The organism is Streptomyces sp. NPDC024555 (genome assembly GCF_055559335.1).
Genome location: NZ_JBVHKV010000013.1, coordinates 91511 through 117296, shown reverse-complemented (window position 1 = coordinate 117296; position 25786 = coordinate 91511). Strand labels below are relative to the sequence as shown.

The window sequence follows — 25786 nt, the reverse complement described above, 5'->3', positions numbered from 1 at the left end:
TGCGCGGGGCGGGGCGCGAGGAAGGGTCCGCGGGGCGGGGCGCACGGGAAGGGGTGCGCGGGAAGGGGGCTCAGCCGTGGTGGGTGCGGACCCGGCGGCGGTGGTCGTGGATCGCCGCCGTGTAGACGTCCGCCGTCGCCCCGGCGGCCGTGTCCCAGCCGAAGCGCTGGGCGTGCGCGGCGGCCTCGGCGCCCATCCGGTCGACGAGCTCCGGCGTGGCGGCGAAGCGCTGGAGCGCGCGGGCGTACGCCTCGGGGTCGTGCCCCGGGATCAGGAAGCCGCTGGCCCCGTCCCGCACCGCGACCGGCAGCCCGCCCACGGCCGCGGCGACGACGGGGGTGCCGGCCGCCTGGGCCTCGATGGCGACCAGGCCGAAGGACTCGCTGTACGAGGGCATGACCAGCACGGACGCGGCCCGGAACCAGTCGGCGAGCTGGTCCTGCCCGACCGGCGGATGGAACCGCACGACATCGGCGATGCCCAGGCGGGCGGCCAGCTTCTGCAGCCCCTCGGGCTTGGCGAGACCGCTGCCGCTGGGCCCGCCGACGACCGGCACGACCATCCGGGACCGCAGCGAGGGGTCCCGGTCCAGCAGCACCGCGACGGCCCGCAGCAGCACGTCCGGGGCCTTCAGCGGCTGGATGCGGCCCGCGAAGAGCGGGATCAGCGCGTCCTGCGGCAGCCCCAGCCTGGCCCGTGCGGCGGCGCGGCCGTCGGCCGGGCGGAAGCGGTCCAGGTTGACGCCGGGGTGGACGACGGCGACGGAACCGGGCGCGGCGTCGTAGAAGCGGACCAGCTCGTCCGCCTCCTCGGCCGTGTTGGCGATCAGCCGGTCGGCGGCGCTGACGATCTGGGTCTCGCCGATGACCCGGGCGGCCGGTTCGGGGGTGTCGCCCTCGGCGAGCGAGGCGTTCTTGACCTTGGCCATGGTGTGCATGGCGTGGACGAGCGGGACGCCCCAGCGCTGCGCGGCGAGCCAGCCGACGTGGCCGGAGAGCCAGTAGTGCGAGTGCACCAGGTCGTAGTAGCCGGGGCGCTGGCCGGCCCAGGCCTGCATCACGCCGTGCGTGAAGGCGCAGAGCTGGGCGGGCAGCTCCTCCTTGGCCAGTCCCTCGTACGGCCCCGCGTCCACGTGTCGCACCAGGACGCCGGGGGCCAGCTCGACGGCCGGCGGCAGGGCGCCGGTGGTGGAGCGGGTGAAGATCTCGACCTCGATGTTGATCGCGGCCAGCCGCCGGGCCAGCTCCACGATGTAGACGTTCATGCCGCCCGCGTCGCCCGTCCCCGGCTGGTGGAGCGGGGAGGTGTGCACGGAGAGCATCGCGATCCGGCGCGGTCTGCGGTGGCCGCCCGTGAACGTACCGGTGAGACCGGCGGGGAACCTGAGACGCGGTGCGACCCGGCCGCTGCCGAGTCGGGAGACGTACTGGCTCACGTCGTCCGGTCCTCCTCGCTCGCCCGGGGCACCGGCACGGGCACCGGCTCCGGCTCCGCCGGCGTACGTATCTGCTTGCGTCGCACGGCATGCCTCAGGGGCACAGCCGCCCTTCGAAGGTGTCGAACAGCGGAGCACGTCCTTTCATTTCCACTTTGCCAAATCATTACCCCAGACTTTCGGCGCGTCGCCCCGGGGCCCGCATCACCCCCTGTAGGACCGGCCGGCGCGCCGCCCCGTCCGCCGGGATCGTTACGCTCTGTGCCATGCGCCCGATCGGCACCGCGACGCGCGGGACCACCAACCCGAACCGGCTGCGCCGCATGGACCGCTGGATCGCCGCCGTGCACGGCCCCGCCCTGCGCCGCGCCGAGGACCCCGTGGCGGTCGACCTCGGCTACGGGGCGGCGCCCTGGACCGCCGTCGAGCTGCTGGCCCGGTTGCGGACGGCCGAACCGCGCACCCGGGTGGTCGGCATCGAGATCTCCCCGGAACGGGTCGAGGCGGCCCGCCCGTACGAGCGCGAGGGGCTGGCCTTCCTCCACGGCGGCTTCGAGATCCCGCTGCCGCGGCGGCCCGTCCTGATCCGGGCGGCGAACGTGCTCCGCCAGTACGACGAGGGCGAGGTGGCCGCCGTCTGGCGTCGGCTGTGCGAGCGCCTGGCGCCGGAGGGGCTGCTGGTGGAGGGGACCTGCGACGAGATCGGCCGCCGCCACGTCTGGGTGGCGCTGGGCCCGGAGGGGCCCCGTACGGTCACGTTCGCGACCCGGCTCGGTTCGCTCGGCCGCCCGTCCGACCTCGCGGAACGGCTGCCCAAGGCGCTGATCCACCGCAATGTGCCGGGCGAGCCCGTCCACGCCTTCCTGCGCGACTTCGACCGGGCCTGGGCGGCGGCCGCCCCGTACGCCTCGCTCGGCGCCCGGCAGCGCTGGATCGCGGCCGTCCGCGCGCTGGCCGCCGACTGGCCGCTGAGGGACGGCGAACGGCGCTGGCGCCAGGGCGAGGTGACCGTGGCCTGGGAGGCCCTGCGGCCCGGCGGCTGACGCCGGCCCCGACACCCTGCCGCACCCCAATACCGGGGGAACGACGGGAGAACGGACGGGAGAACAACGGAAACTCCCCCGGCGGCGGGAACGGCCGCGCCCCTTCACTCGTCCCTGTGAACTGGGGGCCGGACGGGCGCTGGATGTGTCTGCCTCTGTTGCTTTTCGGTAGGGCATGGCACGATCTCGTCGGGGACCACAAGTTACTGACGGTAAATCAGATTCTGTTTTCCGCTCGGAGGGGGAGCTCGTGTACCGACGCCACTGTGCCGCTGCCGCGATCACGCTGGTCTGCGCGCTGGCCGTACTGGCTGCGCCGGTCCAGGCGTTCGCCGCTCCCGCGCCTCCGGGAACGCCCTTCCCGGCACAGCCCGGTCCGCCCGCTCCGCCCGCGAAGAAGAGCCTCGAAGAGGTGCGCCAGGAGATCGACGGCCTCTACCGGGCGGCCGGGGCGGCGACGGACGCGTACAACCTCGCCGAGGAACGGGCCAAGAAGCAGTCGGGCGAGATCGTCAAGCTGGCCCAGGCGATCGTCGCCGGCCAGGCGAAGATCGCCGAGCTGAAGCAGCGGGCCGGCGCCCAGGCCCGCGAGGAGTACCGCAACGCGGGCCTGCCGCCGGGCGCCCGGCTGATGCTCAGCGGCGACCCCCGGCTCTTCCTCGACGGCCTCAGCCGGGCCCAGCAGGGCCAGAAGGCCGCCAAGGGGCTGCTCGGCGAACTGAACAGGACCCAGGAGGACCTGGAGACCTACACCCAGGACGCCAGCATCAACTGGACCAAGCTGGAAGCCAACCGCGTCAAGCAGGCCAAGGCCAAGAAGAAGATCAACGAGCAGATCGCGGCGGCCAAGAAGCTGGAGGACCAGCTGGAGAAGAAGGAGCGCGCCCGCCTCCTCCAGCTGGAGCAGGAACAGGAGTACCAGGCCCAGACCGCCTGGCTCGGCTCCGGCATCCTCAAGGAGATCAGCCAGGAGGCCAGCCCGGCCGGCAAGAAGGCGGTGGCCTTCGCGACCGCGCAGATCGGCAAGCCGTACGTATGGGGCGCCGAGGGCCCCAAGTCGTACGACTGCTCCGGACTGACCTCGCAGGCCTGGGCGGCGGCCGGCCGGCCCATCCCCCGCACCTCGCAGGAGCAGTGGCGGCTGCTGCCGCACATCGCCATCCGGGACATGCGCCCCGGCGACCTGATCATCTACCACCGCGACGCCACGCACGTCGGCATGTACATCGGCGACGGCGCGATCGTGCACGCCCCGCGTCCCGGCCGCAATGTCACGGTCGCGGGGGCGGGCTCGATGGAGATCCTGGGAGTCGTCCGCCCGGACAAGTGAGAGGGGCGTTTCCCGCGGCCTTCCGGAACGGGGTTTCCCGCGCCCTTCCGGGACGGGGTTTCCCGCGCCCTTCCGGGACGGGGGCTTACCCGCACCCTCCCGGGACGGGGGCTTACCCGCACCCTCCCGGGACGCGCGTTTCCCGCGCCCTTCCGGGGCCGCCGAAGGGGAGGCCCGTTCCCGGCCTCTTCCCACGTGAGCGGCGCCACTGCGGTTCAACCGGTCGGCGTGACCTTTGTCATGCCCTCATGGACACGCCGGGGCGGGCCCATCGCGCCGGATCCGTGACCTGACGCGGCTTATGGCTCCGCATATGCCAACGGCCGAGTGCCGTACGCCATTCCGTTCCCGCATCCGGTACCGCTATCGTCCCCGTCTGGCGGGTCGTCGATCGTCGTCCCGCCGCGCCCTCGGGGGGAGGGAAGGAAACCTTTACCGATGCCCGTACCCGTACCGCAGCAACGTTCCGCGTCCGCTGCGGAGCCCGGCAATGGCACCGACCTCACCCTCCTGGTGATCGAGGACGACCCGTCGGGCACCATCACCGTCCCGGAACTCTCGGCGGCGGCCGGCGCCCGCGTCCGCATCCGGGCCGCCCGCAATCTGACCGAGGCGGGCCGGCTCCTCACCGACGACGTGGACTGCATCCTGCTGGACCTGGCCCTGCCGGCCGGCAGCGAGACCCGCGCGGCCGCCGCGACCGCCGCGCCCGCCGGGGCCGACGGGGCCGACGAAGGGGCGGACCGGCTCGCGACCCTCAAGCACGTCCTGCGGATCGCGCCCCGGCACGCCGTCCTCGCGCTCACGGCCGAGGACGACGCCGAACTGGCCGCCGAGGCGGTCCGGGTCGGCGCGCAGGACTACCTCTTCCGCGGCGAACTCGACGGCCGGCTGCTCAGCCGCGCCATCCGCTACGCCGTGGAACGCAAACGCGCCGACGCGGCCCACCACCAGCTCACCGAGTCCCGGCTGCGCGCCCAGGAGAACGCCCGCCTGGAACGCGGGCTGCTGCCCACCCCGCTGCTGGACGGCTCGGACCTGCGCTTCGCGGCCCGCTACCGCCCCGGCCGCTCCCGGGCCCTGCTGGGCGGCGACTTCTACGACACGGTCCGCACCCCCGACGGCACGGTGCACGCGATGATCGGCGACGTGTGCGGCCACGGCCCCGACGAGGCGGCACTCGGCGTAGAACTAAGGATCGCCTGGCGGGCCCTCATCCTGGCGGGGCTGTGCGGCGACGAACTGCTCTCCACCCTCCAGCAGGTCCTGGAGCACGAACGGGAGAGCGAGGAGATCTTCGCGACGCTCTGCACGGTGGACATCGCCCCGGACGGACGGCGCGCGGGCCTGTGCCTGGCGGGCCACCCCGCCCCGCTGATCGCCCGCCGGGGCCGGGCGGCGCGGCTGCTCCCGTACGAGGACGGCGGCCCGGCGCTCGGACTGCTGCCGAGGGCGCGGTGGCCGCGCCGGCAGGTGGAGCTGGGCGGCTCGTGGAGCCTGATGATGTACACCGACGGGCTGATCGAGGGCCGGGTCGGCAGCGGAACGCAGCGGCTGGGCCAGGACGGCATGGTCGCGATGATCAACCGCCAGCTGGCCGAGGGCCTGACCGGCGAGGACCTGCTGGAGGCGGCCGTCACCCACGTCCGGGAGCTGAACGGCGGCGAGCTGACCGACGACGTCGCCGTCCTGCTGCTCGACCGGGGCGGCGAGACCGCCCGCCACCGGCCGCAGGGCTCGGGGCCGGGATCGGGACCGGGCCGGAGCATTCCGCGCCCGCGGCCCGGGGAGGCGTCGGCGGCGGCCGTTCAGCGACCGCCGCTGTAGGAGTTGGAGGGGTTGGAGGAGCTGGGGGAGCTGTAGGGCCCGACACCGGCCGTCAGTGGTCGGCGGTCGATATCGGCGGTCGGTGATCGGTAGTCGACACCGGCCGTCGGTGGTCGGCGGCCGCTGGTCGACACCGGTGGTCGGCCGTCGGTGGTCAGCGGCCGCCGTTGTAGGGCCCGTACGGTCCGTCGCTGCTGGAACCGCCGCGCCGGCCGCCGCGGCCGCCGCCCGAGACGGCCCTGAGCGCGGGCCGTACGTCGACGAAGAAGACGATGGTCGCGACGAGCCCGGCGATTTCGAGCACCATCTGGAGGCCGCCCAGGGGCACCAGGTTCACCACGACCGCGATGCCGAGGATGATCAGCCAGAAGGACTTCTTCTGCTTGTCCGCGGCGCGGTAGGCGTCCTCGCGGGCGATCGCGGCCATGATGAGCGCGACGGCGGCGAGAACCAGCATGGCCAGGGAGAGCAGCCCGAGGAATGTGGTGAAGCCTTCGAGCAACATGATGTGCACCGCCTAGTCAGTGGATGAGCGATCGCGGCCACGGTACCGGGACAACGGCCGGGCACCCCTGAAAAGTGCCCGCCCGCCGCCCCGGCACACCTGCCCGGGGCACGGCACGGCTGCTCGCCGACGGCTACTTGGCGGGCGGGGTGGTCTTCTTCGCGGCGGGCTTGCGCGCCGGAGCCTTCTTGGCGGCCGCGGGCTTGTCCTCCGCCTTGGCCGTCTTCGCCGCGGGGGCCCGCTTGGCGGGGGCGGGCTTGGCGGCGGGGGCGGTCTTCACGGCAGCGGCAGCGGGGGCGGGCTTGGCCGGCCGGGCCTCGGCGGCCGCCGGCGACCCGGCACTCGGACGGGCCTCCTTGCGCGGCTCGACGACCGCGATCTCGACGACCTCCTCGGCGGGCTCGCCGCGCCAGGTGCGGACGGTCTGCTCGCCGTGCTCGGCGACCTTCTCGTACGTCTCCCGGGCCCGGACGGCGTACTCGGCGGCCACGCCGACCCCGCGCAGGGCCAGATCCTGGGCGCTCTCGCCGAGCTTCTTCAGATCGGTGTCGAAGGCGCCGATCAGGTCCGTGACCCGGGCCTGGAGGGTGGCCTGCGCCTCCTTGGCCTGCCCGGTCACCTTCTCCTGCACGGCCTTGGGGTCGGTGTTGCGTACCGCCTCGATCCGCTCGGGCGCCTCGGCCCGCAGCTGCTCCAGCAGGGCCGGGACCTTCCGGGCCTGCTGCACGGCGAGATCGGCCGTACCGGCGGCGAAGTAGAGGGGAGTCGGGTCGGTGAGGGTCTTGCGCAGGTCATCGGTGATGGCCATGACTGTGGTCCTCCCGGATCATCAGCTCGGTCTGAGGGTGGTGGATCTATGAGGCGCGGTGCGGAGGTTCCGCCGACGGCCCGTCGGCGTCCGTCGGTTCCCGGCCCGCATCAGCTGTATCGGCAGCACGGCCGTCGACACTGAGGGGCCCGTCCGCGCGCCCCTCCTTGCCCGGGGCCCCGTCGACGGGCTCGTCCTCGAACCCGTTCTCCTTGCGGAAGGAGGCGTAGATCTGGAGCAGCACGCTCTTCTGCCGCTCGTTGATCGACGGATCGGCCAGAATCACCGCCCGCGTCTCCGACTCCTCCCGCTCCCGCTCGTCCAGGATCCCGGCCCGTACGTACAGCGTCTCGGCCGAGATCCGCAGCGCCTTCGCGACCTGCTGCAGCACCTCGGCGCTGGGCTTGCGCAGCCCGCGCTCGATCTGGCTGAGGTAGGGATTCGACACCCCGGCGGCATCCGCGAGCTGCCGCAGCGACAACTGCGCACTGCGGCGCTGCTCGCGCAGGTAGTCGCCGAGATTGCCGACGTTGAGTGAGGCCATGTTCCGATACTGGACCCCTCGCGCTAACTTTTGCAAGCAGGCGCTTGCAAAAGTGTGCCGGACCACTCGGAGTGACTTGACCCGCAGGACGGGACCGGCGGAGGCGAACTCGCCGAGGTCGAGAGCGGCGTCGCGTCCGCCCGTGCGGGACGCCGGGCCCCGCTCCCACCCCGGGCGGCAGCGGCGCGAGGTCCCGGGACACCCTTCCGTCCCAGATGTGATTCACGTCACTGCTGGTGGCTCGGTGCAGCACCCGACCCCGTTCCGCCGTCATGGGGGCAGTGATCGGGACGGGACGAGGAGAGGAGGTCGGCGGGTGAGGTTTCGCAGGAGCGGTCCGGGCAACGGATTCACGGAGTTCGTCGCACATCGGTCGGGAGCGTTGTTCCGCACCGCGTATGCGCTGACCGGTGACGTGCACGTGGCCGAGGATCTGGTGCAGGAGGCGCTGGAGCGGGCGTGCCGACACTGGCGGAAGGTCGAGGTGGCGGACTCGCCGGAGGCGTACGTGCGCAAAGTGCTGGTCAACCTGGCCAACGACCGCTGGCGGCGGCTGTCGCGCCTGGGCGAGCGCCCCGGGCTGTCGGGGGTGCCCGAGACGGCCGACCCCCGGGACCGGTTCGGGCAGGCGGATCTGCGCGCGGAACTGATCGAGGCACTGCTCGGGCTGCCGATGGGCATGCGCAGCGTGGTGGTCCTGTACTACCTGCACGATCTGGACGCCCAACAGGTCGCCGGCGTCCTGGACATCTCTTCGAGTGCGGTGAGGTCCCAGCTCGCCCGCGGCCTGGCCAAGCTGCGCGATTCCGTATCGGGCGCCCAGGCGCCGCACACCCCGTCGACCGCTTTCGGAGGTACGAAGTGAGGAACACGTCGTCCGGACCCGCCCCGTTCGAGCCGAGCCTCGAAGCCGAGCTGCGTGCCGCGGTGGCCTCCTTCGCCGACGGGCCGACGGCGCCGGTCGTCGACGCGGCCGCGATCGAGCGAGCCGTCAGCCGCAGCCGCACCCGCCGGGCGCTCCTCGGCACCGCTGCGGCGTGCTGCGTGCTGGCGTGCGCCACGGTGGGGTTCTTCGCGCTGAAGCCCGTGCCGCCCGCGCCCGGCGCCTCCCCGACCCTGTCCTCACCGGCGAACGGGGCGTGCAGCCCGCTCGCCACCGGCACCCCCAAGAGCGGAAGCGCCGATGCGACTCCGACACAGGAGCAGGAGCAGACCGCGGAAGCGAACATCGCGCTGCCGGACCTGGCCGGCATGCCGGTCGAACAGGCCGGAAGCCTGCTGCGCAGACTCGGACTGAGCTGCACGATCATGCGGCACACGGACTGGAACGCTCCCGCCGGGCAGGTGATCAGCAGTGACCCCCGGGGCGGCGCAGCACCGGTGGCACCGGGCTCGTCCGTCCTCCTGCTGGTCTCGACGGGCAAACCCGGCAGAAGCTGAGCGACCGGGCCCTTCGGCCCGCGCATGCCTCAGCGCCCGGCACCGTGCCGACCGCTTTCAAGGACGCCGACAGGCCCAATGGAGGTCCGATGGAAATGACTTCCTGTCGCTGCGAGTCACACGGGTTCCCGTGGTCCCCAGCCGGTGCGGTCTCCGGCGTCTGCCGTCGCATTTCAGCTTTCGCCGTATCGGCTGTGCCGTGCGGGGCGGGTGCGTAGGATCCCCGGCATGGCGCTGCGACCCGTCCTGGTGAACATGAAGGCATGTGACGACTCGGCTGTCGGACGGTTCTGGGCGGAAGCGCTCGGCTGGAGCGTCAGCGGCGAGGGATCGGGCGCGACCGCCGCCAAACCCGCCGGCTTCGACTGGCTGGATCCGGTCGGCGTGTGCATCGACGTCGTCGCCGTCCCGGAGGCCAAGACGGCGACGAAGAATCGTGTGCACGTCGATCTCGCCACCAGTTCAGCGGCCCACCAGGCGGAGTGGGTCGCGCGTCTCAAGGCGCTCGGTGCGACGCCCGCCGACGTCGGCCAGGGGGACGTGCCGTGGACGGTCCTCGCCGATCCGGAGGGCAACGAGTTCTGCGTACTGGAGCCCCGGGAGACGTACCGCGACACCGGGCCGATCGCCCGGGTGGTGGTCGACTGCGCGGATCCGCGGGCCATGGCGCGGTTCTGGGACGAGGCGGTGGACTGGGACCTGTACGAGGTGACGGACGACCATGCGGTGTGGCGGTCGGCCGCGGGCGTGGGTCCGTATCTGGAGTTCCGCCGCTCGCCCGACGTGAAGACCGTGCCGGACCGCGTTCATCTCGACGTGGTGCCGGAGCCCGGTGACGACAAGGAGGCGGAGGTCGCCCGGCTGCGGGCCATCGGCGCCGCCGATCTCGATGTCGGCCAGGGCGATGTCCCGTGGACGTGTCTCATGGACCCGGAGGGACACGAGTTCTGCGTCCTCGCCCGTTCGTCCTGACACGGAGTGTTGGCCCCGCAAGGGCTTGGTACGGGTGCGCCGTTCCCCCCGCCCCTATACTCGGGCGCGTTCCGGAGAGGGAGGTCGAGACGGTGAAGCTTGCCGAGGCACTGGCCGAGCGGGCGGAGGCGACGCGCCGTGTGGAGCAGTTGCGCGCCCGCGTCGTCAGCAGCGCGCGGTACCAGGAGGGCGAGACCCCCGCCGAGGACGCCACCCAACTCCTGGCCGAGGCCGGTGAGGTGCTGAACACGCTGGAGACGCTGATCCGGCGGATCAACCGCACCAACGCCACCGTGGAGCTCGAATCCGGCGGCACGCTCACCGACGCCCTCGCCCGTCGGGACGTCCTGCGGCTGCGCCACTCCGTCGTCACCGCGGCGGCGGACGCGGCGGCGGGCGGCGGCGACCGGGGATACGGCCGGCAGCTCCGGTCGGAGCTGATGATGCTGGCCGCGCTTCCGGTCGCGGAACTGCGCGGTCAGGCCGACGTCCTCGCGCGGGAGATCCGCGACGTCGACGTGCGGATCCAGCGCACGAACTGGGAGGTGGACCTGCTGGACTGAGAGGTCCGGCGGACGGGAACGATGTGGAGCAGGTAGCCACTCCGGAGGCGTGCACACACCGAGGGCCGGCGGTTTCCGGCCCCTTTCTGGCGCGTGAAGAGCAACGCAGGGGTTCGACTCCCCAGTCAACAACGCAGCTCAGCACGGCGTACAGGTAAAGGTGCACAGCGCACAGCACATCACCACGTGCAGATCCGAAGCGGCGAGGGCGGGTTCGGGGCTTTCCACATCGCACCACGACGCACCACCCGGGCAGCGGCGGTCCTGCTCGTACGAGGCCGGATCGACCGGCAACTCCGGAAAATCACCGCCCTCGACCCGTACGACGAACGCCTCAAGGTATTCCGGCTGCTCATCGCGGTGCCGACCGTCGCCGACCGGCACCGGCGGGAACGCTTTGCGCCGACGACTGCGGCCACGCATGGCACCGGCTCCCGGCGCCCCCCGCCGGAACCCGCGTCGTCGTCGCAACACTGCCTGATCACAGGCGTCTCCCCGATCCGCGCCCTCAGGGAGCCGTCCCCAGAACGCAGTTGAACACATGGGATGTATGGGATGCATGGGAAAGATTGAACGCATGCCGCGTTGTCGGTGGCGCCTGCCAGGCTGTCCTTCGTGGACGAACTCGTGGAGCGTGTCGACGATCAGGACCGGGCGACGGGGGAGGTCGTCAGCCGTAGCCGGGCCGTTCGCGAAGGATGGCTGCACCGGGTCGCCGTGACGGTCTGCCGCGATACGCGCGGCCGGGTCCTCGTGCACCGGCGGGCGGAGCATCTGTCCCGCTTCCCCGGGCGCTACGAGGCCGTCATCGGCGGTGCCGTGACGGTGGGCGAGACCTACGAGCAGGCCGCCGCGCGGGAGATCGCGGAGGAACTCGGCGTACGGGCGCGGCCCCGCCCCCTGTTCACCTTCCTCAACCGGGGCGGCCTGAGCCCCCATTGGCTCGGCGTGCACGAGGCCGTCGTACCGGACGCCGTGACCATCGCCCCCGAGGAGATCGCCTGGCACGGCCGGCTGACCGTTCCGGAGCTGCGATCGGCCCTGGCGGAGTGGCCGTTCACTCCCGACAGCCAGGAGGTGTTCGGTCGGTACCTCGCGTTCGTGGCCGAGGAGTCCTGAGGGGAGGCCGGGCGCCCCGGCGTCTCCCAGGGCACCGCTCTCGTCCGCGGTGGCGCATAGGTCCGCAGAGGTCCGTTCCCCTCCGGTCGCCGACCGGTTCTCGTAGGATGCCGGGCCATGACTTCCGTATCGGCCCTCGCCATGCCGGGCCAGATCTGGTCCGTGGCGGTACAGGATCCGTCCGGCCCGCTGTACGTGACCGGTTGCGGGGGGAATCCTCTGGAGACGGTCGTGACGATGGTCCATGTCACGGGATCGGTGACGTGGCAGCGGTCGTACCCCGGCACCGGACGGCCCCGGTCCCGCTTGTCCGCGGACGGGACGCTCTGGGTCGCGTGCCCGGAGGGCACAGGGCGGGTTCTGGAGGGCGTACTCCCCGACGGATCCACTCACCGGACCGTTGTCCCGGAGTGCCAGGCCGGCGAGGAGATCGGCGCGTTCGTGCTGCTGGACGACGGTTTCTGTATCGCGTGGGCCGGTACTTTGCCCATGCTGCGGAGGATGCAGGGCATCGCGTCCGAGCCGCCGCCGCCTCGCGTCGCGCGGTACACACGGGACGGGCAGTGCCTGTGGTCGACGCCGATCGCGCTCGGCCCGGTCTCGCATCCGGGTGTCAAAGGCATGAGCGAGGAAAGTGGCTGGGAGATACGTCCGTTGCGGCCCTGGGTTCCGGAAGAGATCGATGTCGATCGCCAGGAACCACTGATGGTCTCGGGGGACAGGGTCGCGGCCAGTTACACCGACGCACGTGGCGGGCTCGGGAGGACCTTCCTCCTGGACCTGGCCAGTGGGACGATCGTCTCGGCCACCGCGCCCGCCCCTACGGGCCGGAAGGCGATCGCCGGTCCGGGCGCGTTCCTGATCGGGTCCCAGGGATACGGGGAGTTCATCACGCGCCGCTACGACCGGAGCGGCAGCGAAACGGACCGGTGGGCCAGCCACGGCGCGATGGTCGTCAACGACTGGGGGACCGTATGCGGCCCCGAACTGGAGAATCGCCTGCCGTCCACATCGCGTTTCCGGCGACTCGCCCCGGACTCAACGCTCGTGGACGGGCCCCGGCTGACGGGCTACTACACGTCCTCTCCGGCGATGGACAGGGCGGGCACCACGGTGTTCTGGCGCGACGGCGCGCTGATTGCCGTCGGTGCGGACCTGACTTCGCACGAGTTGTATGCCCGGAACGACGACAGGAACATCATGGGCCGCACCCTGCTCCTGGACGACGGCCTCGTCGTCGTCCCGCTGGACAGTGAGGTGGTCGTGTTTCGAACCCCTCTGGGCCCCTTGGCCGAAGGCCCCTGGCCGTGCGGCGACGCGAACCTTCAGGGCAATCCCGTGGTCCGCTGACGCGGGTGGGCGCGGACAAGGACACGGTCCGCGACGTGATCCACCGGTTCAACGAGATCGGCCTGGTCTGCCTGGACCGAGCAGCACCAGACTCTCGTGCCTCACGAAATGGTGAACATCTGCTGTCCCTTCTCGTCTCGCGAACGAGGCGCCTCCCGGCCCGTTCGCGTTCAGCCCGCCGCCCCCATCAACGCGACGACATACGCGTTCAGCCGCTCCCCCGCCACCCGTTCCGTCAGTTCCGGGCGCCCCGCCTCCCGCCACACCCGGGAGACGATTCCCACCTCTTCGGACGCGGCGAGTGCGTCCCGGAGCTGCCAGTAGCGGCGCTGGGCCGGGGTCGGGGCGAGGGTTCCGCCGGCTGCCTCGTACGCGTCGGGGAAGCGGAGGCCCCAGGTGGGGCCGTGGAGGAGGGCGAGGACGGTGGAGCAGTGGGCGACGTCGAGGTCGGAGGGGCCCCAGGAGGCGCCGGCCCAGTCGATGATGCCGGTGATGCGGGCGGAGGGGGTGAGGGCGGTGGAGCTGTCGAAGAGGATGTTGCCGGGCTGGAAGTCCCGGTGCAGGAAGCGCCCTTGGTACGGGGGCCGGGGTGTCCGGATCGCGTCGGCGGCGGCGGACCAGACCGCGCGGTCGGCGTGGTCCGGGACCACGGCCGTGTCGGGGGTCGAGAGGGTGACGTACTCCGGGGGCCGTTCGGCGGGGCGCAGCGCGTGGACGGCCGCGAGGTGGCGGGCCAGGAGGGGGAGGCGGGTCGGGATGCCCGCGTCGTCGAGGACCGTGCGGCCCTCCAGGCGGGTCATCAGCAGGGACGGGTGCGCGCAGTACGCGGCCGTGGGGTCGGCGGCGACCAGGGCGGGGGCGGGTACGCCGGTTCCCGGGAGCAGGGTCAGGGCGGCGGCCTCCCTGTTCAGGGCGGACTCGGCGTCGCGGAGGTAGAACGGGTCGACGTAACTCCGCAGGACCAGGTCCCGGGTGCCGCCGTCCCGTGCGGTGATCGTCAGTCTCCGTACGTCGGCGGTGACCCCGCCGTGCAACGGCTCGGCCCGGACCACCTGTTCGCCCGCTTCGAGGTGGCGGCTCACCCAGGCCAGGGTCTGCGGGCGGAGGGGCGCGGTCGCGTCGTGACTCGTCACCGGGGAAGCTCATCATCCGGACGGGGGCCGGGGCGAGGGATTTCCGCGGAGCCCGGAGGGTGGAGCGGCGGGGCGGCGGGGCGGCGGGACCGTGGGACGGCCGGAGCGTGGATCCGTAGCGGGTTGACCTTCCCCTTGGGGCAGCCCACAGCATCGGTGGTGCCGGGCGGCGTGCCCGGTACGAGGAAGGACGGGCATGGAGCTGCTGACGATCGGGGCGTTCGCGAAGGCGTCCCGGCTCTCGCCGAAGGCCTTGCGCCTCTACGACGAACTCGGCCTGCTGCCCCCGGCCCGCGTCCACCCGGTGACGGGCTACCGGCTCTACGCACCGGAACAGCTGGACGCGGCACGGCTCGTCGCCTGGCTGCGGCGGCTGGGGATGCCCCTGGCCCTGATCCGGCACGTACGGACCCTGGACGCCGAAGAGGCGGCCCGGGAGGTCCGCGCGTACTGGGCCCGGGTCGAGGCCGACACCGCCGCACGGCGGGATCTGGCCACCTTCCTCGTCGACCATCTGTCCGGGAAGGAACCCGCCATGTCCTCGACCACCGCACCCCTGGGAATCCGCTGCGCCGCCCTGTCCGACCGGGGCCTGATCCGCGAGAGCAACCAGGACACCGCGTACGCCGGGAACCGGCTGCTCGCCGTCGCCGACGGCTGGGGCGACCGGGGAGCCCCGGCCGGGGCGGCCGCCGTCGACGCGCTCAAGCACCTCGAAGCCGAAGGCATCCCGGCCGGCGGACTCCTCAACGCCCTGGAAGACGTCATCGAGGAGGCCCGCCGGGCCGTCCACGACGCCACCGGTACGGGTACGTCCCCCACCGGTACCAGTACCGGTACCTCCCCCACCGGATCCGGCACCACGCTCACGGCGATGCTCTGGACCGGCTCGCAACTGGGTCTCGTCCACATCGGCGACTCACGCGTCTACCTTCTGCGCGACGGGAGCCTCTCCCAGATCACCCATGACCACACCATGGTCCAGTCGATGGTCGACGAGGGCCGGCTCACCCCGGAGGAGGCCGCCTCCCACCCCCAGCGCTCCCTCCTGGTCCGGGCCCTGGGCGCGGAGACCGGCTCCTCCCCCGATCTGCGCCTCCACGACGCCCGGAGCGGCGACCGCTACCTCCTCTGCTCCGACGGCCTCTCCACCGTCGTCCCCGCCCCCGACCTCCACCGCGTCCTCAGCACGTCCACCACCCCCGACGAGGCCGTCCACGCCCTCATCGCCCTCGCCAACGGCTCGGGCGGCCCCGACAACATCAGCTGTGTGGTGGCCGATGTCGTGGAGGCCGACCGGTAGTGCCCACGGCGGTCCGCGATCAGGACGCCGGGCCGAACACGTCCTCGGAGGTGGTGGCGGTCACGGCACGCGTCAGCCACTGCCTCAGGCGGTGGGAGTCTGTGCAGGTGGCGATCCGCTGCCGGTGCTCCTCGCTGAGCGGGATCCCACGGGTGTCGAGGATGAGAAGGAGGCTGCCGGCCTGCCCCTCAGCCTGCCCCTGGGCGCGCCCTTGAGCGCGCCCCTCGTCGCGAATTTCCTCGGACATGAAGGACTTGTAGAAAGAAGTGTCCACGGCCACCAGGTTCCTCCACTGTTGTGCGGCCGGGCGGGTCCCCAGGCCTTGTGCGGTGAGTTCGACGATGGGGTCGGTGAGGGTTTCGGGTGTGTCCCGCAGCGCGGCGGAGAGCGTTTTCAGTATGGCACCGACGTCCGGATGATCGGCGTGGGTGATGGCGGCGAGCGTGGCGAGGGCGAGGTCCTTGCGGGCCTCGGCCACGTCCCTGATCACCGGCATGTTGTGGGGTCCGGCGACGAGGGGGCGGAGGATCAGGGTCGGCCACTGGGTGAAGCCGATGGTGACCGGGCTGGCGGCCCACTGCGCGGTGGCGTGGTCCTGGCAGACGACCAGGAGGAGGACGGGCAGGGCCCCGTAGCGGTTGTGGAGATAGCTGACGTAGTAGGGCCAGCTGGTGGTTTTGCGCGGGTCCTTCTTGCCCTGCGCCTCGACGGCGAGGAGGAAGGGGCCGTCGCGCTCGGTCTCGATGCGCAGGAGGGTGTCGACGCGTCGTTCGACCGGGCTGTTCTCGGTGAGGTCGGTCGGCAGGACCGTGGCGGACGTGGGCGGTGGGATGTCGATCCCGAGGACTTCGGAGACGCCGGAGAAGAGGCCCGGGTACTCCTGGAAGATCCGGTGCATCGCTTCGTGGGGTGAGCTGACCATGGGGGTCCGTTCCGGGAGGGGATGTCGCCGTCAGACGGCGGTCGCGTGCGGGTCCGGGGACGAGGGGGTACGGCATGTACGGCAGTGGCCCGGTTCCCCGGCCCGGAACGCGCGGTCGCAGCCGTCGCAGTTCTGGAGGGGAGTGACGAGCACCCTGCGGTGCGGTGGCGGCGCGAGATCCGCGCTGCCGGGGAGAGGCGGTGGCAGCAGCGCGGTGATGCGGCTGCGGACGAACTTCGACGTGGTGACGACACCGTGCGCGAGTGATGCAGGTCAGGACGGGGCGGGGTTGGGTTTCCCGGTGGAACCGGTGGAACCGGTGGAACCGGTCAGCGTACGAGGTCGAGTTCCGCCCAGATCGTCTTGCGCGGCACCGGCCCCCGGACCACGCCCCACCGGTCCGCCAGCGCCTCGACGATGAGCAGCCCACGCCCGCGTTCCGCCAGCGGATCGGGAACAGCCGTGACAGGCAGGCTGTCGCCCCGCGTATCGGTCACCTCGATCCGCAGCCGCGCCTCCGCGACCAACGCCAGGCGCAGTTGGAAGTCCCGCCCCGACACCCGGCCGTGAAGCGCCGCGTTGGCGGCCAGTTCCGCGACCACGTGCGCGGCCGTCGCGGAGGGCAGCCCCCACAGGTCGAGATGGGCCACGGCCAGAAGCCTGGCGAGGCGGGCCCCGCGTCGGGTCGGGGAGAGCAGCACGGTGAACGTGCGCTCGGCGGTGGTCTGTTGAAGCGTGACGGTTTGTTGGTTCACATCACACAGCGTGGCCGCCGCCGCATACCGTGCCCAGTGACACAGCCCTTGCGTACGGTGATTGTCCCGGGCTTGTCCAGCGCTGTCCCGGCTGTCCGGAGTGACCTGCGGGGAACGGACGCGGTTGAGGAACACCAGCACACGCGCGGTCGGGAATGGGGCACGGATGAGTGTGAACGGGGCGGGTACGGAGCAGGTCAACGGCGGTGCGGACGAGCCCGGCTGGGACGTCGACCCCGACGACGAGTCGGGCGTCGCGGTCGTCGCCGCCGTCGGCCGCCAGATCAAGGCCTGGCGGGAGGCGGCCGGGCTCCGCGCCGGCGAGTTCGGAGCGCTGATCGGGTACGGGGAGGACCTGGTCTACAAGGTCGAGGGCGGGCGCAGGATCCCCCGGCCGGAGTTCCTGGACAAGGTGGACGAGATCTGCGGGGCGGGCGGCAAGATCGCGGCGATGAAGGCGGATGTCGCGCGGGTTCGGTACCCGAAGAAGGTCCGGGATCTGGCAAGTGTGGAGGCCAAGGCTGTTGAGATCGCGGCCTATGTGGCGCACGGACTGCACGGGCTCTTACAGACCCCTGGGCACGCGCGGGCACTGTTCGAGGCCCGGCAGCCGCCGTACACACAGGACGAAGTGGAGCGCATGGTCGCCGCGCGCATGGCCCGGCAGTCGATCTACGAACAATCACCCGCACCCGCGCTCAGCTTCGTCCAGGAGGAATCGGCACTCCTGCGCCCCATCGGCGGCAGGGAGGAGTGGCGGAGGCAGCTCGAACGACTGCTGGAGATCGGGCAGCTGCGCCACGTAACCCTCCAGGTAATGCCCACGCATCGCGAGGCGCACCCGGGGATGGACGGTGACATCGACGTGCTGAAATTCAACGACGGTACGGCGGTGGGCCGTTCCCCCGGGGCCTTCAACGGCCGACGGGTGACCGATGCCAGGCAGCTCCGTATCCTGGAACTGCGGTGGAGCGCCATCCGGGCCGAGGCTCACACACCCCGAGCGAGCCGGGCCCTCATCGAGCGAATTCTGGGAGAGACATGATCCGCAGGACGTCCGCGCAGGACGTTTCCGAGTTGGCCTGGTTCAAGAGCAGCTACAGCAGCAACGGAAACGAAGGCGACTGCGTCGAGGTCGCCGCCGCCCCCGGCGCGGTGCACGTTCGGGACTCCAAGGACGTGCCGGGACCACGGCTCGCCTTCGGCGAGACCGCCTGGGCCGGGTTCGTGTCGTACGCCGCCGGACACTGAGCCCGTAGGCGACCCGTCCCCGGGCGGGGAAAGTCGTTGGAATCCCGCCCGGCCGCCCGTCAGACTCCCCGCGTGACGATTCACGAGAACGAGATCCCGGTCGACGAGGCGCTGGTGCGTGCGCTGCTGGAGGCGCAGCGGCCGGAGTGGGCGGGGTTGCCGCTGTCGCGGGCGGGGGCGGGGACGGACAACACCATGTTCCGGCTGGGGGACGAGATGCTGGTGCGGCTCCCGCGTACGGCTGAGCACGCGCCGTCGCTGGTGAAGGAGCGGGAGTGGCTGCCGCGGCTGGGGCCGGCCCTGTCGTGGCCGATTCCGGAGCCGGTTCATGCGGGGGTGCCCACGCAGGACTTTCCGCTGGTCTGGTCGGTGTACCGGTGGATCGAGGGGGATCCGGTCGGGCCGGAGACGGTACGGGACTGGGGGGCCTTCGGGGCCGATCTGGCGTCGTTCGTAGGCGAGTTGCACGGAGTCGGGCTCATGGGGGCGACGCGTGGGGACGGGCTCCGCTGGTACCGAGGGGGGCGGCCGGGCGAGTGCGACGCGTATGTCCGGCCGGCGTTCGAGGCGTGCCGGCCGCTCGTGGGGGACGAGCTGGATGTGGACGCTCTGGAGGGGATGTGGCGGGACGGGCTCGCGCTGCCCGATTCCGGAGCGGGGCCCGTGTGGCTGCACGGCGACCTCAAGGCGACCAATCTCCTGGTCCGGGACGGGCGGTTCCACGCGGTCATCGACTTCGGCGGGCTGTCGATCGGGCTTCCGGACGCCGAGCACGCCGCCGTGTGGGATCTGCCGCCGCAGGCCCGTCAGGCGTACTGGGACGCGCTGGACCTCGACGAGGCGACCTGGACCCGCGCCCGCGCCTGGGCTGTCGCGGTGGCCGTCCTCGGGATCCCGTACTACTGGACGACGTATCCGGCCTTCGTCACCGAGTGCCGGGCGCGCCTGCGCGCCGTCCTCGAAGCGCCCCGTTCCCTCCGCTGAGCGGCCGGCCGCACGGGGCGGGCGGGGGCACCCGAGGGCATCGACCGGACGTCCACGCCCCCTCCGCGACAGCGGGCGCGCTCCGGGGCGCGCCGGTCACGAAGGACCAGGTCACGGCGGCAGGACGCCCGGCCGTGTTACGGGATGCCCCGTGTCCGTGAAACGCCCTCTCCCGGCCGTCTAACCTGGCCGGATGATCGACGCCGAGGACATCCGGCCCGGCGACGTGCTCTCCGTCGCCTGCCCCTTCACCCCCGCCGACGTCGTGCGCGGGGCCGCGTCCGACAGGGATCACCTAGCGGTGCGGTGGCCCTGGTGGGAGATCGACGAGAGCCGGACGTACGGGCACTGGAACGGGGTCGTCGCCCTGGCGGTGGTGCGGGAGAAGGGCGGCCCCTTCCGGCCCGACGCGGAGGTGGAGATGTTCCGCACGGATCCGCCGGCCGAGGAGCTGGCGGCGGGTGACCGCTGCCGGGTCGGGATACCGCCCACCGTGGTGCACGTGACGGACGTCGAACGGCACGATCCCCCGCTGGAGACGGTCTGGCTGCCGCGCCCCACGCGGACGGTGACCGTGCTGCGGCGGGGCCTGTCGTACTGCGAATACCCCGATGGCAGCCACCTCGACGGCTCGGGCTACACCCTCCACCCCGGGGACGGCATCCCGTACGCCTTCGAGCTGGTGCTCCGCCCGTACGCCGCCCTGCTCGCGGACGACGAGGTGGCCGACGCCGCCGGGCGGGCCTGGCGGTTCAACGGGCCGTGGGACTGGACCGCCTTCGACGGCGATTCGTACGGCGCGGCCCCCGTCTGGCCGCTCACCCTGCTCGCACGGGCGGGCGCGCCCCGCTCCCCGGACGATCCGGAGGCGCGGGCCGTGGCGGCGAGCACGGCGCACGGCTCGCACGAGGAGACGGTCCGGACGTGGACGGCCCTGACGGAGGCCTCGCCCACACCGTGACGTCCGGGGCGCCGGAATGCCGTGCCTCCGAGACGCCGGAATGCCCTATCTCCGACCCGCCGGTGCGGCCGTACGCCGTACCCCCGCACCCCTGACCAACTCACCCGCGCCGCGCCACGAACACGAACTCCTTCCCCGGCCGGTCGGGGGCGTCCCGTACGTCCTCGACCTCGTAGCCCAGTTCCTCCAGCTCCGCCGCCACCTCCTCGCGCTCCCGGAAACGGAGGGTGGAGTCGGAGGTCAGCACGGTCCCGTCCGCGCCGAAGACGTACGTCCAACGGAAGCTCACCAGCGGGCCGTTGACGTCCAGAAGCTCCACCCAGCTCTCGACCGGGCCGGTCCCGGGGATGTCCGTCACCCGGTACGAGGCCGCGCGGTTCCACTGCTCCCAGGCGCGGGCGGCCGGGTCGCGGGTCTCGAAGACGAGGTGCCCGCCGGGGCGCAGGGCCGCGTGGGCGGCGGACAGGGTGGCACGCCAGACGGGCGGGCCGGCGAGGGCCTGGGCGACGTTCGCCGTCATGGTCGCCAGGTCGACGCGCAGGGGCGGCAGAGCCGTCGCGTCGCCGTCGATCCACCGGACCCGCTCGGCCCCGGGCTTGCCGCGCGCCACGTCGACGGAGGCCCGCGCGGGGTCCACGCCGACCACCTCGATCCCCCGCCCGGCCAGCAGCAGCGCGAACACCCCCGTACCGCAGCCGATGTCCAGCACCCGCCGCGCCCCGAACTCCTCCGCGATCCGCACATACGCGTCGAGGTCCCCACGGTCGGGCTCCAGCGCGTCGTACACGGCCGCCAGACGCGGATCCCCGAAACACTCGTCAGCCATGCGGCCGAGGATAGGAGCGCTGTCGGCGGCGTACGACGTCAACTGCCCCTCGGACAGCGCATTCTGCTCTCACAACAACTCTTTCGAAACAACTGTTGTACGTCTACGCTCGTCGCCCATGGCCTCCTCCGCGCCCGCGCCCGACCCCGACGTCCGCCTCGACACCGCCCGGCTCCGGGTCCTCGCCCATCCGCTGCGCCTGAACGTCCTGGCGCTGCTGCGCCTCCACGGCCCCTCCACCGCGACCCGGGTCGCCGACGCGCTGGACATCACCCCCGGCTCCGCCAGCTACCACCTCCGGCGGCTCGCGGCGGGCGGGCTCATCGCGGAGGTTCCGGAGCGGGGTGCGGGGCGCGAGCGGTGGTGGCGGGCCGTGCACCGGCAGTCGGTGCACGATCCGGCCGGGGAGCCCGGGGAGCGGCGCGCGGCCGGGCGGGCGTACGCGCAGGCGGTCGCGCTGGCCGCCGCCGAACGGCTGCGGAGGGCCGCCGACGAGGTGCCCGCCCTTCCGCCGGAGTGGTACGCGGCCGGTGTGTACGCCGACTTCGCGCTCCGGCTCGCCCCGGACGAGGTCGAACGGCTGCGCGCCGAACTCTTCGCGGTGGTCGACCGCTACCGGCGCGACCCCGCCGACGCCCCGCCCGGGACCGTCCCCGTCGCCCTCCAGATACAGGCGTTCCCCGTACCCGGCGGCGCGGGACCCGGCACGGGCGGGGCGTGACCGCCCACGGCGGGGAGGCCGCGCGGCCCCTGGACCACTGCGGAGGGCACCCCACGGCCCCCGCCGGTCGCCTCGCTCCCCCCGCTCACCGCGACGCCAACCTCCTCCGCTGGCTCGGGGCCTACACCGCATCGGTGATGGGTGACGTGGTGTATTTCCTCGCGCTGTCGTGGTCCGCGACGCGGGCCGGCGGGCCCTCGGTCGCCGGGTTCGTGATCGCGGCGGGGGCGCTGCCCCGGGCGGTGCTGATGCTCGGCGGGGGCGTGGTGGCGGACCGGTTCGGGCCGCGCCGGGTCGCCGTCGTCAGTGACGCGACGCGGTGCGCCGTGATCCTGGCGGCGGCCGCCGTCCTGCTGCTGACCTCGCCCCGCCTGTGGCTGCTGGTGCCGGTGGCGCTGCTGTTCGGCGTGGTGGACGCGGTGTTCATGCCTGCGGTCGGCGCGCTGCCGCCGCGCCTCACGGTTCCCGGACAGCTCGCCCGCGTCCAGGGGATGCGCGGGCTGGCCGTCCGGCTGAGCAACGCGGTGGGCCCGGTCCTGGCGGGGGCCGTTCTGGCGGCGGGCGGCGCGGCGGGCGCCTTCGCGGTGTCCGGGGCGCTGTTCGCCCTGTCCCTGGTCCTGCTGCTCACCGTACGGACGAAGGAGCTGCCGGAGGCACCGGAACTCGCCTCCCCAGCAAGGGAGTTGAGGGACGGGCTGCGTTACGTACGCCGGCACCGGCTCCTCGCCCCGCTGGTCACCGTGATCGGTCTGAGCGAGATGTGCTTCAGCGGGCCGGTCGCCGCCGGGCTGGTGCTGCTGGCCGACGAACGCGGGTGGGGCGCGTCCGGCATGGGCTGGATCGCGGGCGCGTTCAGCGCCGGGGCGGGTGCCGGTGCGCTGCTGCCGGCCGTCGCGCCCCGGATCCCGCGCGCCGGACTGGCCGTGTCCGGGGCCCTGTGCGTCACGGCGGTGGGCACCGTGGCCCTGGGGCACAGCCGGTCCCTGGCCGCCGCCGTGGTGTGCGGTGCGGTGGTCGGTCTGTCCAACGGGGTCACCGCGACGGTGACCGGGGCGCTGGCCCAGACGGAGACCGACCCCCGCTATCTGGGCCGGGTCACCTCCGTCACCACCCTGTGCGCGGTGGGGCTCGCCCCGGTCCTCTTCCCCGTCGTCGGCGTCACCGTGGCCGCGCGGGGAGCCGCCGCCTTCTTCACCGTCTGCGGCGCGATCTGCCTGCTCGGGGCGGTGCTCGGGGCCGCCGCCACGACTCTGCGACAGGCCGAACTCCGGTCGGCGGAGCGGCCCTTGGGCGCGAAGACGTGACCCGGAACGCCCCGCCCGTCCACCTGCTGACATCCGGGCCTAATTGCCTTGCCCGTACGCCCATGAGCCTTTCATGATCAGCGCATGGACGACACTCCGAGCATCCGGCCCGCCTCCCTGCCCGCCCTGCGTTCCCGGGCGCGTGACGCGGGCTTCACCATGTCCAGCGACGATCGCACGGGAAGTCTGCTGGCCGCCCTGGCCGCCGCCCGGCCGGGCGGGCGCATCCTCGAACTCGGTACGGGGGTGGGCGAGGGCAGCGCCTGGCTCCTGGACGGCATGGACGCCGCCGCCCGCCTCACCAGCGTCGAACTCGACGCCGCCGTCCAGGAGGTCGCCCGCCAGGAGCTGGGCGCCGACCCCCGGGCAGCCTTCGTCTCCGGCGACGGCGGCGCCTGGCTGGAGGAGTACGACGGCGCCCCGTTCGACCTCGTCTTCGCGGACACCTGGCCCGGCAAGTTCACCCACCTCGACCAGGCCCTCGGGCTGGTGGCCGTCGGCGGCACCTATCTGATCGACGACCTGGACCCCCAGCCCAACTGGCCGGACAGCCACCAGAAGTCCGTCGACGCGCTCCTCGTCGAGCTGGAGGCCCGCGACGACTTCCGGTGCGTACGGCTGGCCTGGTCGACCGGGCTGCTGATGGCCGTCCGTACGGGGTGAGGGGCCGGACGCGGACCCGTCTCCGTGTCCCCGTGTCTTCCCTGCCCCGTAACTCCCTCGACAGCGCACTCGCCGGACTGGCACGCTCCCCCCATGACCCATGGAATCGAGACCCGTCCCGCCCGGTGAGCGCCCAGGAGGAGCGCGACGCGCTCACCCCCGCACCCGACGCCCTGTACGACCAGGTGCGCCGACTGGTGCACTCGGCGCACAACGGGATCCCGCCCCGGCGCGGCTTCCCGCTCCCCCGGCAGCCCGCCTCCGGTGCGGAGCCGTTGCCGTACGACGACGTCGCGCGCGTCCTCGCGGAGGTACTGACGCCGCTGCCGCGCGACGCGGCCGAACTGGGCCGCCGCCTCACCCCGCTCGGCCTGGACCACAGCCATCTCCCCCGGCTCCGGGCGGCCGTCGCGGCCCTGCCCGTGCCGGAGGGGCCGTCCGGACGGGCGGCAGCCGCGCTGGCCCGGGAGCTGGTCCGGACCGGCACCACCGAGTCCGCCGTCGCCGTCGGGATCGCGCTGCTCGGCCGGTTCGGGGAGCCCGGGGACGTCCGGTATCTCACCGCCCTCGGGCTGTACCGGGAGTTCACCGACGGGGCGGTCCGCGCCCTCGACCGGCTGGACCGCCGCCGCGCCGCAGCCGTCTGGCTCGTCGTCCGGGCCCGCCCGGCCGAGTTGACGCCCCTTGTCCACGCCCTGTGGACAGGCGATCCCGACACCGTCCGGGAGGAACTCGGCGTGCTCTCCCCCGGACCGCGCTTCCTCCCCGCCGAGGTCGCCCGCCGCATCGCGGAGGCCGCCCCGCTCCCGGACCTGCTCGACCGGCACCCCGACGACCCCCGTCTGCTCGCCCGCGCCGCCCGGCTCCTGGTCCGGGGCGCGGCCTCCCGCGACGGCGACACCGGGCTCCTCGCCTTCCGCGACGCGCCCGCGCTGTACGAGCGGGTGGTGGCCCGTGCCGGGCTCCTGCCGCCGACGACCGAACACCGCGCCACCCTGCTCTCGCTCGCCCTCGACCTGAGCAGCGGCGCCGCCGTCCTGCTCGACTGGGCGCCGGGACGACGCACCGCCCTGCTGGACGCGCTGGACCAGGTGCTGGCGCAACCGCACTGGGCCGACGCCGCCGTTGCGGCTGTCGCCGTATCGGAGTCCGGCCCGGCGGAAGGCGGACAAGGGCTCCACAGACGTTCGGAGTCCGGCCCGGCGGACAGCGAACAAGAACTCCGCGCCCGCTGGATCCGCCGCACCGGCCGGCGTCCCTTCGCGTTCGCCGCCGCACCGCAGGCGCTCCGCATCGAAGTCGTCGCGGGCGATCCCGTGGACCGCGAACCCGTCGAGACCCGCGTCCTCGTGGACGGACGGCCCCTCGTCCCGGCGCTCTTCCCGTGGGGCCCGGCCGACGATCCCGAGGCGCTGCTGGACAACGGGGCGCTCCGGGCGGGCGGGGAGCCCCACGAGGTGCGGCTGGCGGAGGCGTACTGCACCGAGGGGTGCTGCGGGGCGCTGTACGTGACCGTGCGGCGGGACGGCGACACGGTGGTGTGGGAGAACTGGCGGCGGCCGACCACCCCGCCGCTGCCGCCGGGCGTCCCCGCCGAACCGGCCGTCCTCCGCTTCGACGCGGCGGCCTACGACGCGGAGATCGCCCGCGCCGAGGCGGACACCGCCTGGTCGTGGCCGGCCAGGACCACGGGCCGGCTGATCAGGGCGGGGCTGGTGGCGCGTCCGGACCTGCTGGGCCGGTGGGACGCGCGGCGCGGGTGGATCAGCACCGGGTTCGACGATCCGGACACCACCGTCGTGACCTTCGACCACGCGCCGGGCCTCGGCTCGGGCACGCCGGACGGGATCCCGCTCCAGTTCCGGTGGGTCATCCCCGAGGACGGCACCCCGCCCGAGACCCGGGCCGCCGCCGCCCTCGGCCGTCTCGCCGCCGAGAACCCCACGACGTACGCCGACGTCTGCGGCGGCAACCGCGCCCGCGCCGAACAGCTGGGATTCACCTGGCCCGAGGGGCTGTGATCCGGA

Annotated in this window: 27 protein-coding genes and 1 pseudogene; 19 read left to right on the top strand and 9 right to left on the bottom strand. The window is 73.1% G+C overall.

Annotated elements, in window-relative coordinates:
* Positions 1-70: 70 nt before the first annotated feature.
* The gene (gene mshA, locus ACZ4FH_RS23485; protein ID WP_467307116.1) at positions 71-1435 is read right to left on the bottom strand and encodes a D-inositol-3-phosphate glycosyltransferase; all 1365 of its coding nucleotides are present in this window, start codon (positions 1433-1435) and stop codon (positions 71-73) included.
* A 266-nt stretch (positions 1436-1701) separates the two neighbouring features.
* On the opposite strand from mshA, the gene ACZ4FH_RS23480 reads away from it, so the two are divergent.
* From ACZ4FH_RS23480 to ACZ4FH_RS23470, 3 genes are all read left to right on the top strand, one after another.
* On the top strand, positions 1702-2478 hold the full coding sequence (locus tag ACZ4FH_RS23480; RefSeq protein WP_385109316.1) for a class I SAM-dependent methyltransferase: 777 nt from the start codon (positions 1702-1704) through the stop codon (positions 2476-2478).
* Between the two features lie 250 nt (positions 2479-2728).
* Entirely contained in the window at positions 2729-3808 is a 1080-nt protein-coding gene (locus tag ACZ4FH_RS23475) for a C40 family peptidase (protein WP_467307113.1), read from the top strand.
* Between the two features lie 438 nt (positions 3809-4246).
* Positions 4247-5635 (top strand): PP2C family protein-serine/threonine phosphatase, encoded by a 1389-nt coding sequence (locus ACZ4FH_RS23470; RefSeq protein ID WP_467307112.1) that lies wholly within the window; start codon positions 4247-4249, stop codon positions 5633-5635.
* A gap of 154 nt (positions 5636-5789) precedes the next feature.
* Here the strand turns inward: ACZ4FH_RS23470 and ACZ4FH_RS23465 are convergent, their stop codons facing one another.
* The 3 genes from ACZ4FH_RS23465 to ACZ4FH_RS23455 all read right to left on the bottom strand — a co-directional run bounded on the left by ACZ4FH_RS23465 (position 5790) and on the right by ACZ4FH_RS23455 (position 7492).
* Positions 5790-6140 (bottom strand): DUF2516 family protein, encoded by a 351-nt coding sequence (locus ACZ4FH_RS23465; protein WP_467307111.1) that lies wholly within the window; start codon positions 6138-6140, stop codon positions 5790-5792.
* A gap of 133 nt (positions 6141-6273) precedes the next feature.
* Positions 6274-6948: a hypothetical protein gene (locus ACZ4FH_RS23460; protein ID WP_467307109.1), complete on the bottom strand. Its 675-nt coding sequence runs from the start codon at positions 6946-6948 to the stop codon at positions 6274-6276.
* A 46-nt stretch (positions 6949-6994) separates the two neighbouring features.
* Complete coding sequence (locus ACZ4FH_RS23455; protein ID WP_467307108.1) at positions 6995-7492, bottom strand: helix-turn-helix domain-containing protein; 498 nt, start codon at positions 7490-7492, stop codon at positions 6995-6997.
* 316 nt (positions 7493-7808) lie between these two features.
* Here ACZ4FH_RS23455 and ACZ4FH_RS23450 point away from each other — a divergent pair, with 316 nt between their 5' ends.
* The 7 genes from ACZ4FH_RS23450 to ACZ4FH_RS23420 all read left to right on the top strand — a co-directional run bounded on the left by ACZ4FH_RS23450 (position 7809) and on the right by ACZ4FH_RS23420 (position 12936).
* Positions 7809-8357, top strand: coding sequence for a SigE family RNA polymerase sigma factor (locus ACZ4FH_RS23450; protein ID WP_467307107.1), 549 nt, complete (start codon positions 7809-7811; stop codon positions 8355-8357).
* A complete protein-coding gene (locus tag ACZ4FH_RS23445) occupies positions 8354-8932 on the top strand; it encodes a PASTA domain-containing protein (RefSeq protein ID WP_467307106.1) in 579 nt (192 codons plus the stop codon). Before ACZ4FH_RS23450 ends, ACZ4FH_RS23445 begins: the two co-directional genes overlap by 4 nt.
* Before the next feature lie 228 nt (positions 8933-9160).
* A complete protein-coding gene (locus ACZ4FH_RS23440) occupies positions 9161-9904 on the top strand; it encodes a VOC family protein (protein ID WP_467307105.1) in 744 nt (247 codons plus the stop codon).
* Positions 9905-9996: 92 nt separating this feature from the next.
* Positions 9997-10467 carry a DIP1984 family protein gene (locus tag ACZ4FH_RS23435; RefSeq protein WP_467307104.1) on the top strand — a complete coding sequence of 157 codons (471 nt, stop codon included), beginning with the start codon at positions 9997-9999 and terminating at the stop codon, positions 10465-10467.
* 93 nt (positions 10468-10560) lie between these two features.
* Positions 10561-11004: a DUF5958 family protein gene (locus ACZ4FH_RS23430; RefSeq protein ID WP_467307103.1), complete on the top strand. Its 444-nt coding sequence runs from the start codon at positions 10561-10563 to the stop codon at positions 11002-11004.
* A 69-nt stretch (positions 11005-11073) separates the two neighbouring features.
* Positions 11074-11586, top strand: a complete 513-nt coding sequence (locus tag ACZ4FH_RS23425; protein ID WP_467307284.1) for an NUDIX hydrolase — start codon at positions 11074-11076, stop codon at positions 11584-11586.
* A 117-nt stretch (positions 11587-11703) separates the two neighbouring features.
* Entirely contained in the window at positions 11704-12936 is a 1233-nt protein-coding gene (locus ACZ4FH_RS23420) for a hypothetical protein (RefSeq protein ID WP_467307101.1), read from the top strand.
* Between the two features lie 170 nt (positions 12937-13106).
* Here the strand turns inward: ACZ4FH_RS23420 and ACZ4FH_RS23415 are convergent, their stop codons facing one another.
* On the bottom strand, positions 13107-14069 hold the full coding sequence (locus tag ACZ4FH_RS23415; protein WP_467307100.1) for a phosphotransferase family protein: 963 nt from the start codon (positions 14067-14069) through the stop codon (positions 13107-13109).
* Between the two features lie 196 nt (positions 14070-14265).
* Here ACZ4FH_RS23415 and ACZ4FH_RS23410 point away from each other — a divergent pair, with 196 nt between their 5' ends.
* Entirely contained in the window at positions 14266-15372 is a 1107-nt protein-coding gene (locus ACZ4FH_RS23410; protein ID WP_467307099.1) for a MerR family transcriptional regulator, read from the top strand.
* Positions 15373-15391: 19 nt separating this feature from the next.
* Here the strand turns inward: ACZ4FH_RS23410 and ACZ4FH_RS23405 are convergent, their stop codons facing one another.
* From ACZ4FH_RS23405 to ACZ4FH_RS23395, 3 genes and pseudogenes are all read right to left on the bottom strand, one after another.
* Positions 15392-16294: an RpnC/YadD family protein gene (locus ACZ4FH_RS23405; protein WP_467307098.1), complete on the bottom strand. Its 903-nt coding sequence runs from the start codon at positions 16292-16294 to the stop codon at positions 15392-15394.
* Positions 16295-16324: 30 nt separating this feature from the next.
* Positions 16325-16534, bottom strand: a pseudogene (locus ACZ4FH_RS23400) (hypothetical protein); the annotation flags it as partial.
* An 89-nt stretch (positions 16535-16623) separates the two neighbouring features.
* Positions 16624-17049: an ATP-binding protein gene (locus tag ACZ4FH_RS23395; protein ID WP_467307097.1), complete on the bottom strand. Its 426-nt coding sequence runs from the start codon at positions 17047-17049 to the stop codon at positions 16624-16626.
* A gap of 166 nt (positions 17050-17215) precedes the next feature.
* On the opposite strand from ACZ4FH_RS23395, the gene ACZ4FH_RS23390 reads away from it, so the two are divergent.
* The 4 genes from ACZ4FH_RS23390 to ACZ4FH_RS23375 all read left to right on the top strand — a co-directional run bounded on the left by ACZ4FH_RS23390 (position 17216) and on the right by ACZ4FH_RS23375 (position 20245).
* On the top strand, positions 17216-18094 hold the full coding sequence (locus tag ACZ4FH_RS23390; protein WP_467307096.1) for a helix-turn-helix domain-containing protein: 879 nt from the start codon (positions 17216-17218) through the stop codon (positions 18092-18094).
* Positions 18091-18300 (top strand): DUF397 domain-containing protein, encoded by a 210-nt coding sequence (locus tag ACZ4FH_RS23385; protein WP_467307094.1) that lies wholly within the window; start codon positions 18091-18093, stop codon positions 18298-18300. Before ACZ4FH_RS23390 ends, ACZ4FH_RS23385 begins: the two co-directional genes overlap by 4 nt.
* A 72-nt stretch (positions 18301-18372) precedes the next feature.
* Positions 18373-19284, top strand: coding sequence for an aminoglycoside phosphotransferase family protein (locus tag ACZ4FH_RS23380; protein WP_467307092.1), 912 nt, complete (start codon positions 18373-18375; stop codon positions 19282-19284).
* Positions 19285-19477: 193 nt separating this feature from the next.
* Positions 19478-20245, top strand: a complete 768-nt coding sequence (locus ACZ4FH_RS23375; protein ID WP_467307090.1) for a hypothetical protein — start codon at positions 19478-19480, stop codon at positions 20243-20245.
* Positions 20246-20345: 100 nt separating this feature from the next.
* On the opposite strand, the gene ACZ4FH_RS23370 is transcribed toward ACZ4FH_RS23375, so the two are convergent.
* Positions 20346-21071, bottom strand: coding sequence for a class I SAM-dependent methyltransferase (locus tag ACZ4FH_RS23370; protein WP_467307089.1), 726 nt, complete (start codon positions 21069-21071; stop codon positions 20346-20348).
* Positions 21072-21189: 118 nt separating this feature from the next.
* Between ACZ4FH_RS23370 and ACZ4FH_RS23365 the strand changes: the two genes are divergently transcribed.
* The 4 genes from ACZ4FH_RS23365 to ACZ4FH_RS23350 all read left to right on the top strand — a co-directional run bounded on the left by ACZ4FH_RS23365 (position 21190) and on the right by ACZ4FH_RS23350 (position 25780).
* On the top strand, positions 21190-21792 hold the full coding sequence (locus tag ACZ4FH_RS23365; protein ID WP_467307088.1) for an ArsR/SmtB family transcription factor: 603 nt from the start codon (positions 21190-21192) through the stop codon (positions 21790-21792).
* Positions 21793-21821: 29 nt separating this feature from the next.
* Positions 21822-23096, top strand: coding sequence for an MFS transporter (locus tag ACZ4FH_RS23360; RefSeq protein WP_467307282.1), 1275 nt, complete (start codon positions 21822-21824; stop codon positions 23094-23096).
* 84 nt (positions 23097-23180) lie between these two features.
* Positions 23181-23759, top strand: coding sequence for an O-methyltransferase (locus tag ACZ4FH_RS23355; RefSeq protein WP_467307087.1), 579 nt, complete (start codon positions 23181-23183; stop codon positions 23757-23759).
* A gap of 125 nt (positions 23760-23884) precedes the next feature.
* Entirely contained in the window at positions 23885-25780 is a 1896-nt protein-coding gene (locus ACZ4FH_RS23350) for a hypothetical protein (RefSeq protein ID WP_467307086.1), read from the top strand.
* Positions 25781-25786: the final 6 nt, after the last annotated feature.

Bases quoted from the DNA above. Each gene is read 5' to 3' on its own strand.
- ACZ4FH_RS23460 (WP_467307109.1), bottom strand. From the start codon at position 6,948: ATGGCCATCACCGATGACCTGCGCAAGACCCTCACCGACCCGACTCCC.
- ACZ4FH_RS23440 (WP_467307105.1), top strand. From the start codon at position 9,161: ATGGCGCTGCGACCCGTCCTGGTGAACATGAAGGCATGTGACGACTCG.
- ACZ4FH_RS23390 (WP_467307096.1), top strand. From the start codon at position 17,216: ATGAGTGTGAACGGGGCGGGTACGGAGCAGGTCAACGGCGGTGCGGAC.
- ACZ4FH_RS23410 (WP_467307099.1), top strand. From the start codon at position 14,266: ATGGAGCTGCTGACGATCGGGGCGTTCGCGAAGGCGTCCCGGCTCTCG.
- ACZ4FH_RS23480 (WP_385109316.1), top strand. From the start codon at position 1,702: ATGCGCCCGATCGGCACCGCGACGCGCGGGACCACCAACCCGAACCGG.
- ACZ4FH_RS23375 (WP_467307090.1), top strand. From the start codon at position 19,478: ATGATCGACGCCGAGGACATCCGGCCCGGCGACGTGCTCTCCGTCGCC.
- ACZ4FH_RS23420 (WP_467307101.1), top strand. From the start codon at position 11,704: ATGACTTCCGTATCGGCCCTCGCCATGCCGGGCCAGATCTGGTCCGTG.
- ACZ4FH_RS23385 (WP_467307094.1), top strand. From the start codon at position 18,091: ATGATCCGCAGGACGTCCGCGCAGGACGTTTCCGAGTTGGCCTGGTTC.
- ACZ4FH_RS23465 (WP_467307111.1), bottom strand. From the start codon at position 6,140: ATGTTGCTCGAAGGCTTCACCACATTCCTCGGGCTGCTCTCCCTGGCC.
- ACZ4FH_RS23470 (WP_467307112.1), top strand. From the start codon at position 4,247: ATGCCCGTACCCGTACCGCAGCAACGTTCCGCGTCCGCTGCGGAGCCC.
- ACZ4FH_RS23355 (WP_467307087.1), top strand. From the start codon at position 23,181: ATGGACGACACTCCGAGCATCCGGCCCGCCTCCCTGCCCGCCCTGCGT.
- ACZ4FH_RS23365 (WP_467307088.1), top strand. From the start codon at position 21,190: ATGGCCTCCTCCGCGCCCGCGCCCGACCCCGACGTCCGCCTCGACACC.
- ACZ4FH_RS23370 (WP_467307089.1), bottom strand. From the start codon at position 21,071: ATGGCTGACGAGTGTTTCGGGGATCCGCGTCTGGCGGCCGTGTACGAC.
- ACZ4FH_RS23405 (WP_467307098.1), bottom strand. From the start codon at position 16,294: ATGGTCAGCTCACCCCACGAAGCGATGCACCGGATCTTCCAGGAGTAC.
- ACZ4FH_RS23455 (WP_467307108.1), bottom strand. From the start codon at position 7,492: ATGGCCTCACTCAACGTCGGCAATCTCGGCGACTACCTGCGCGAGCAG.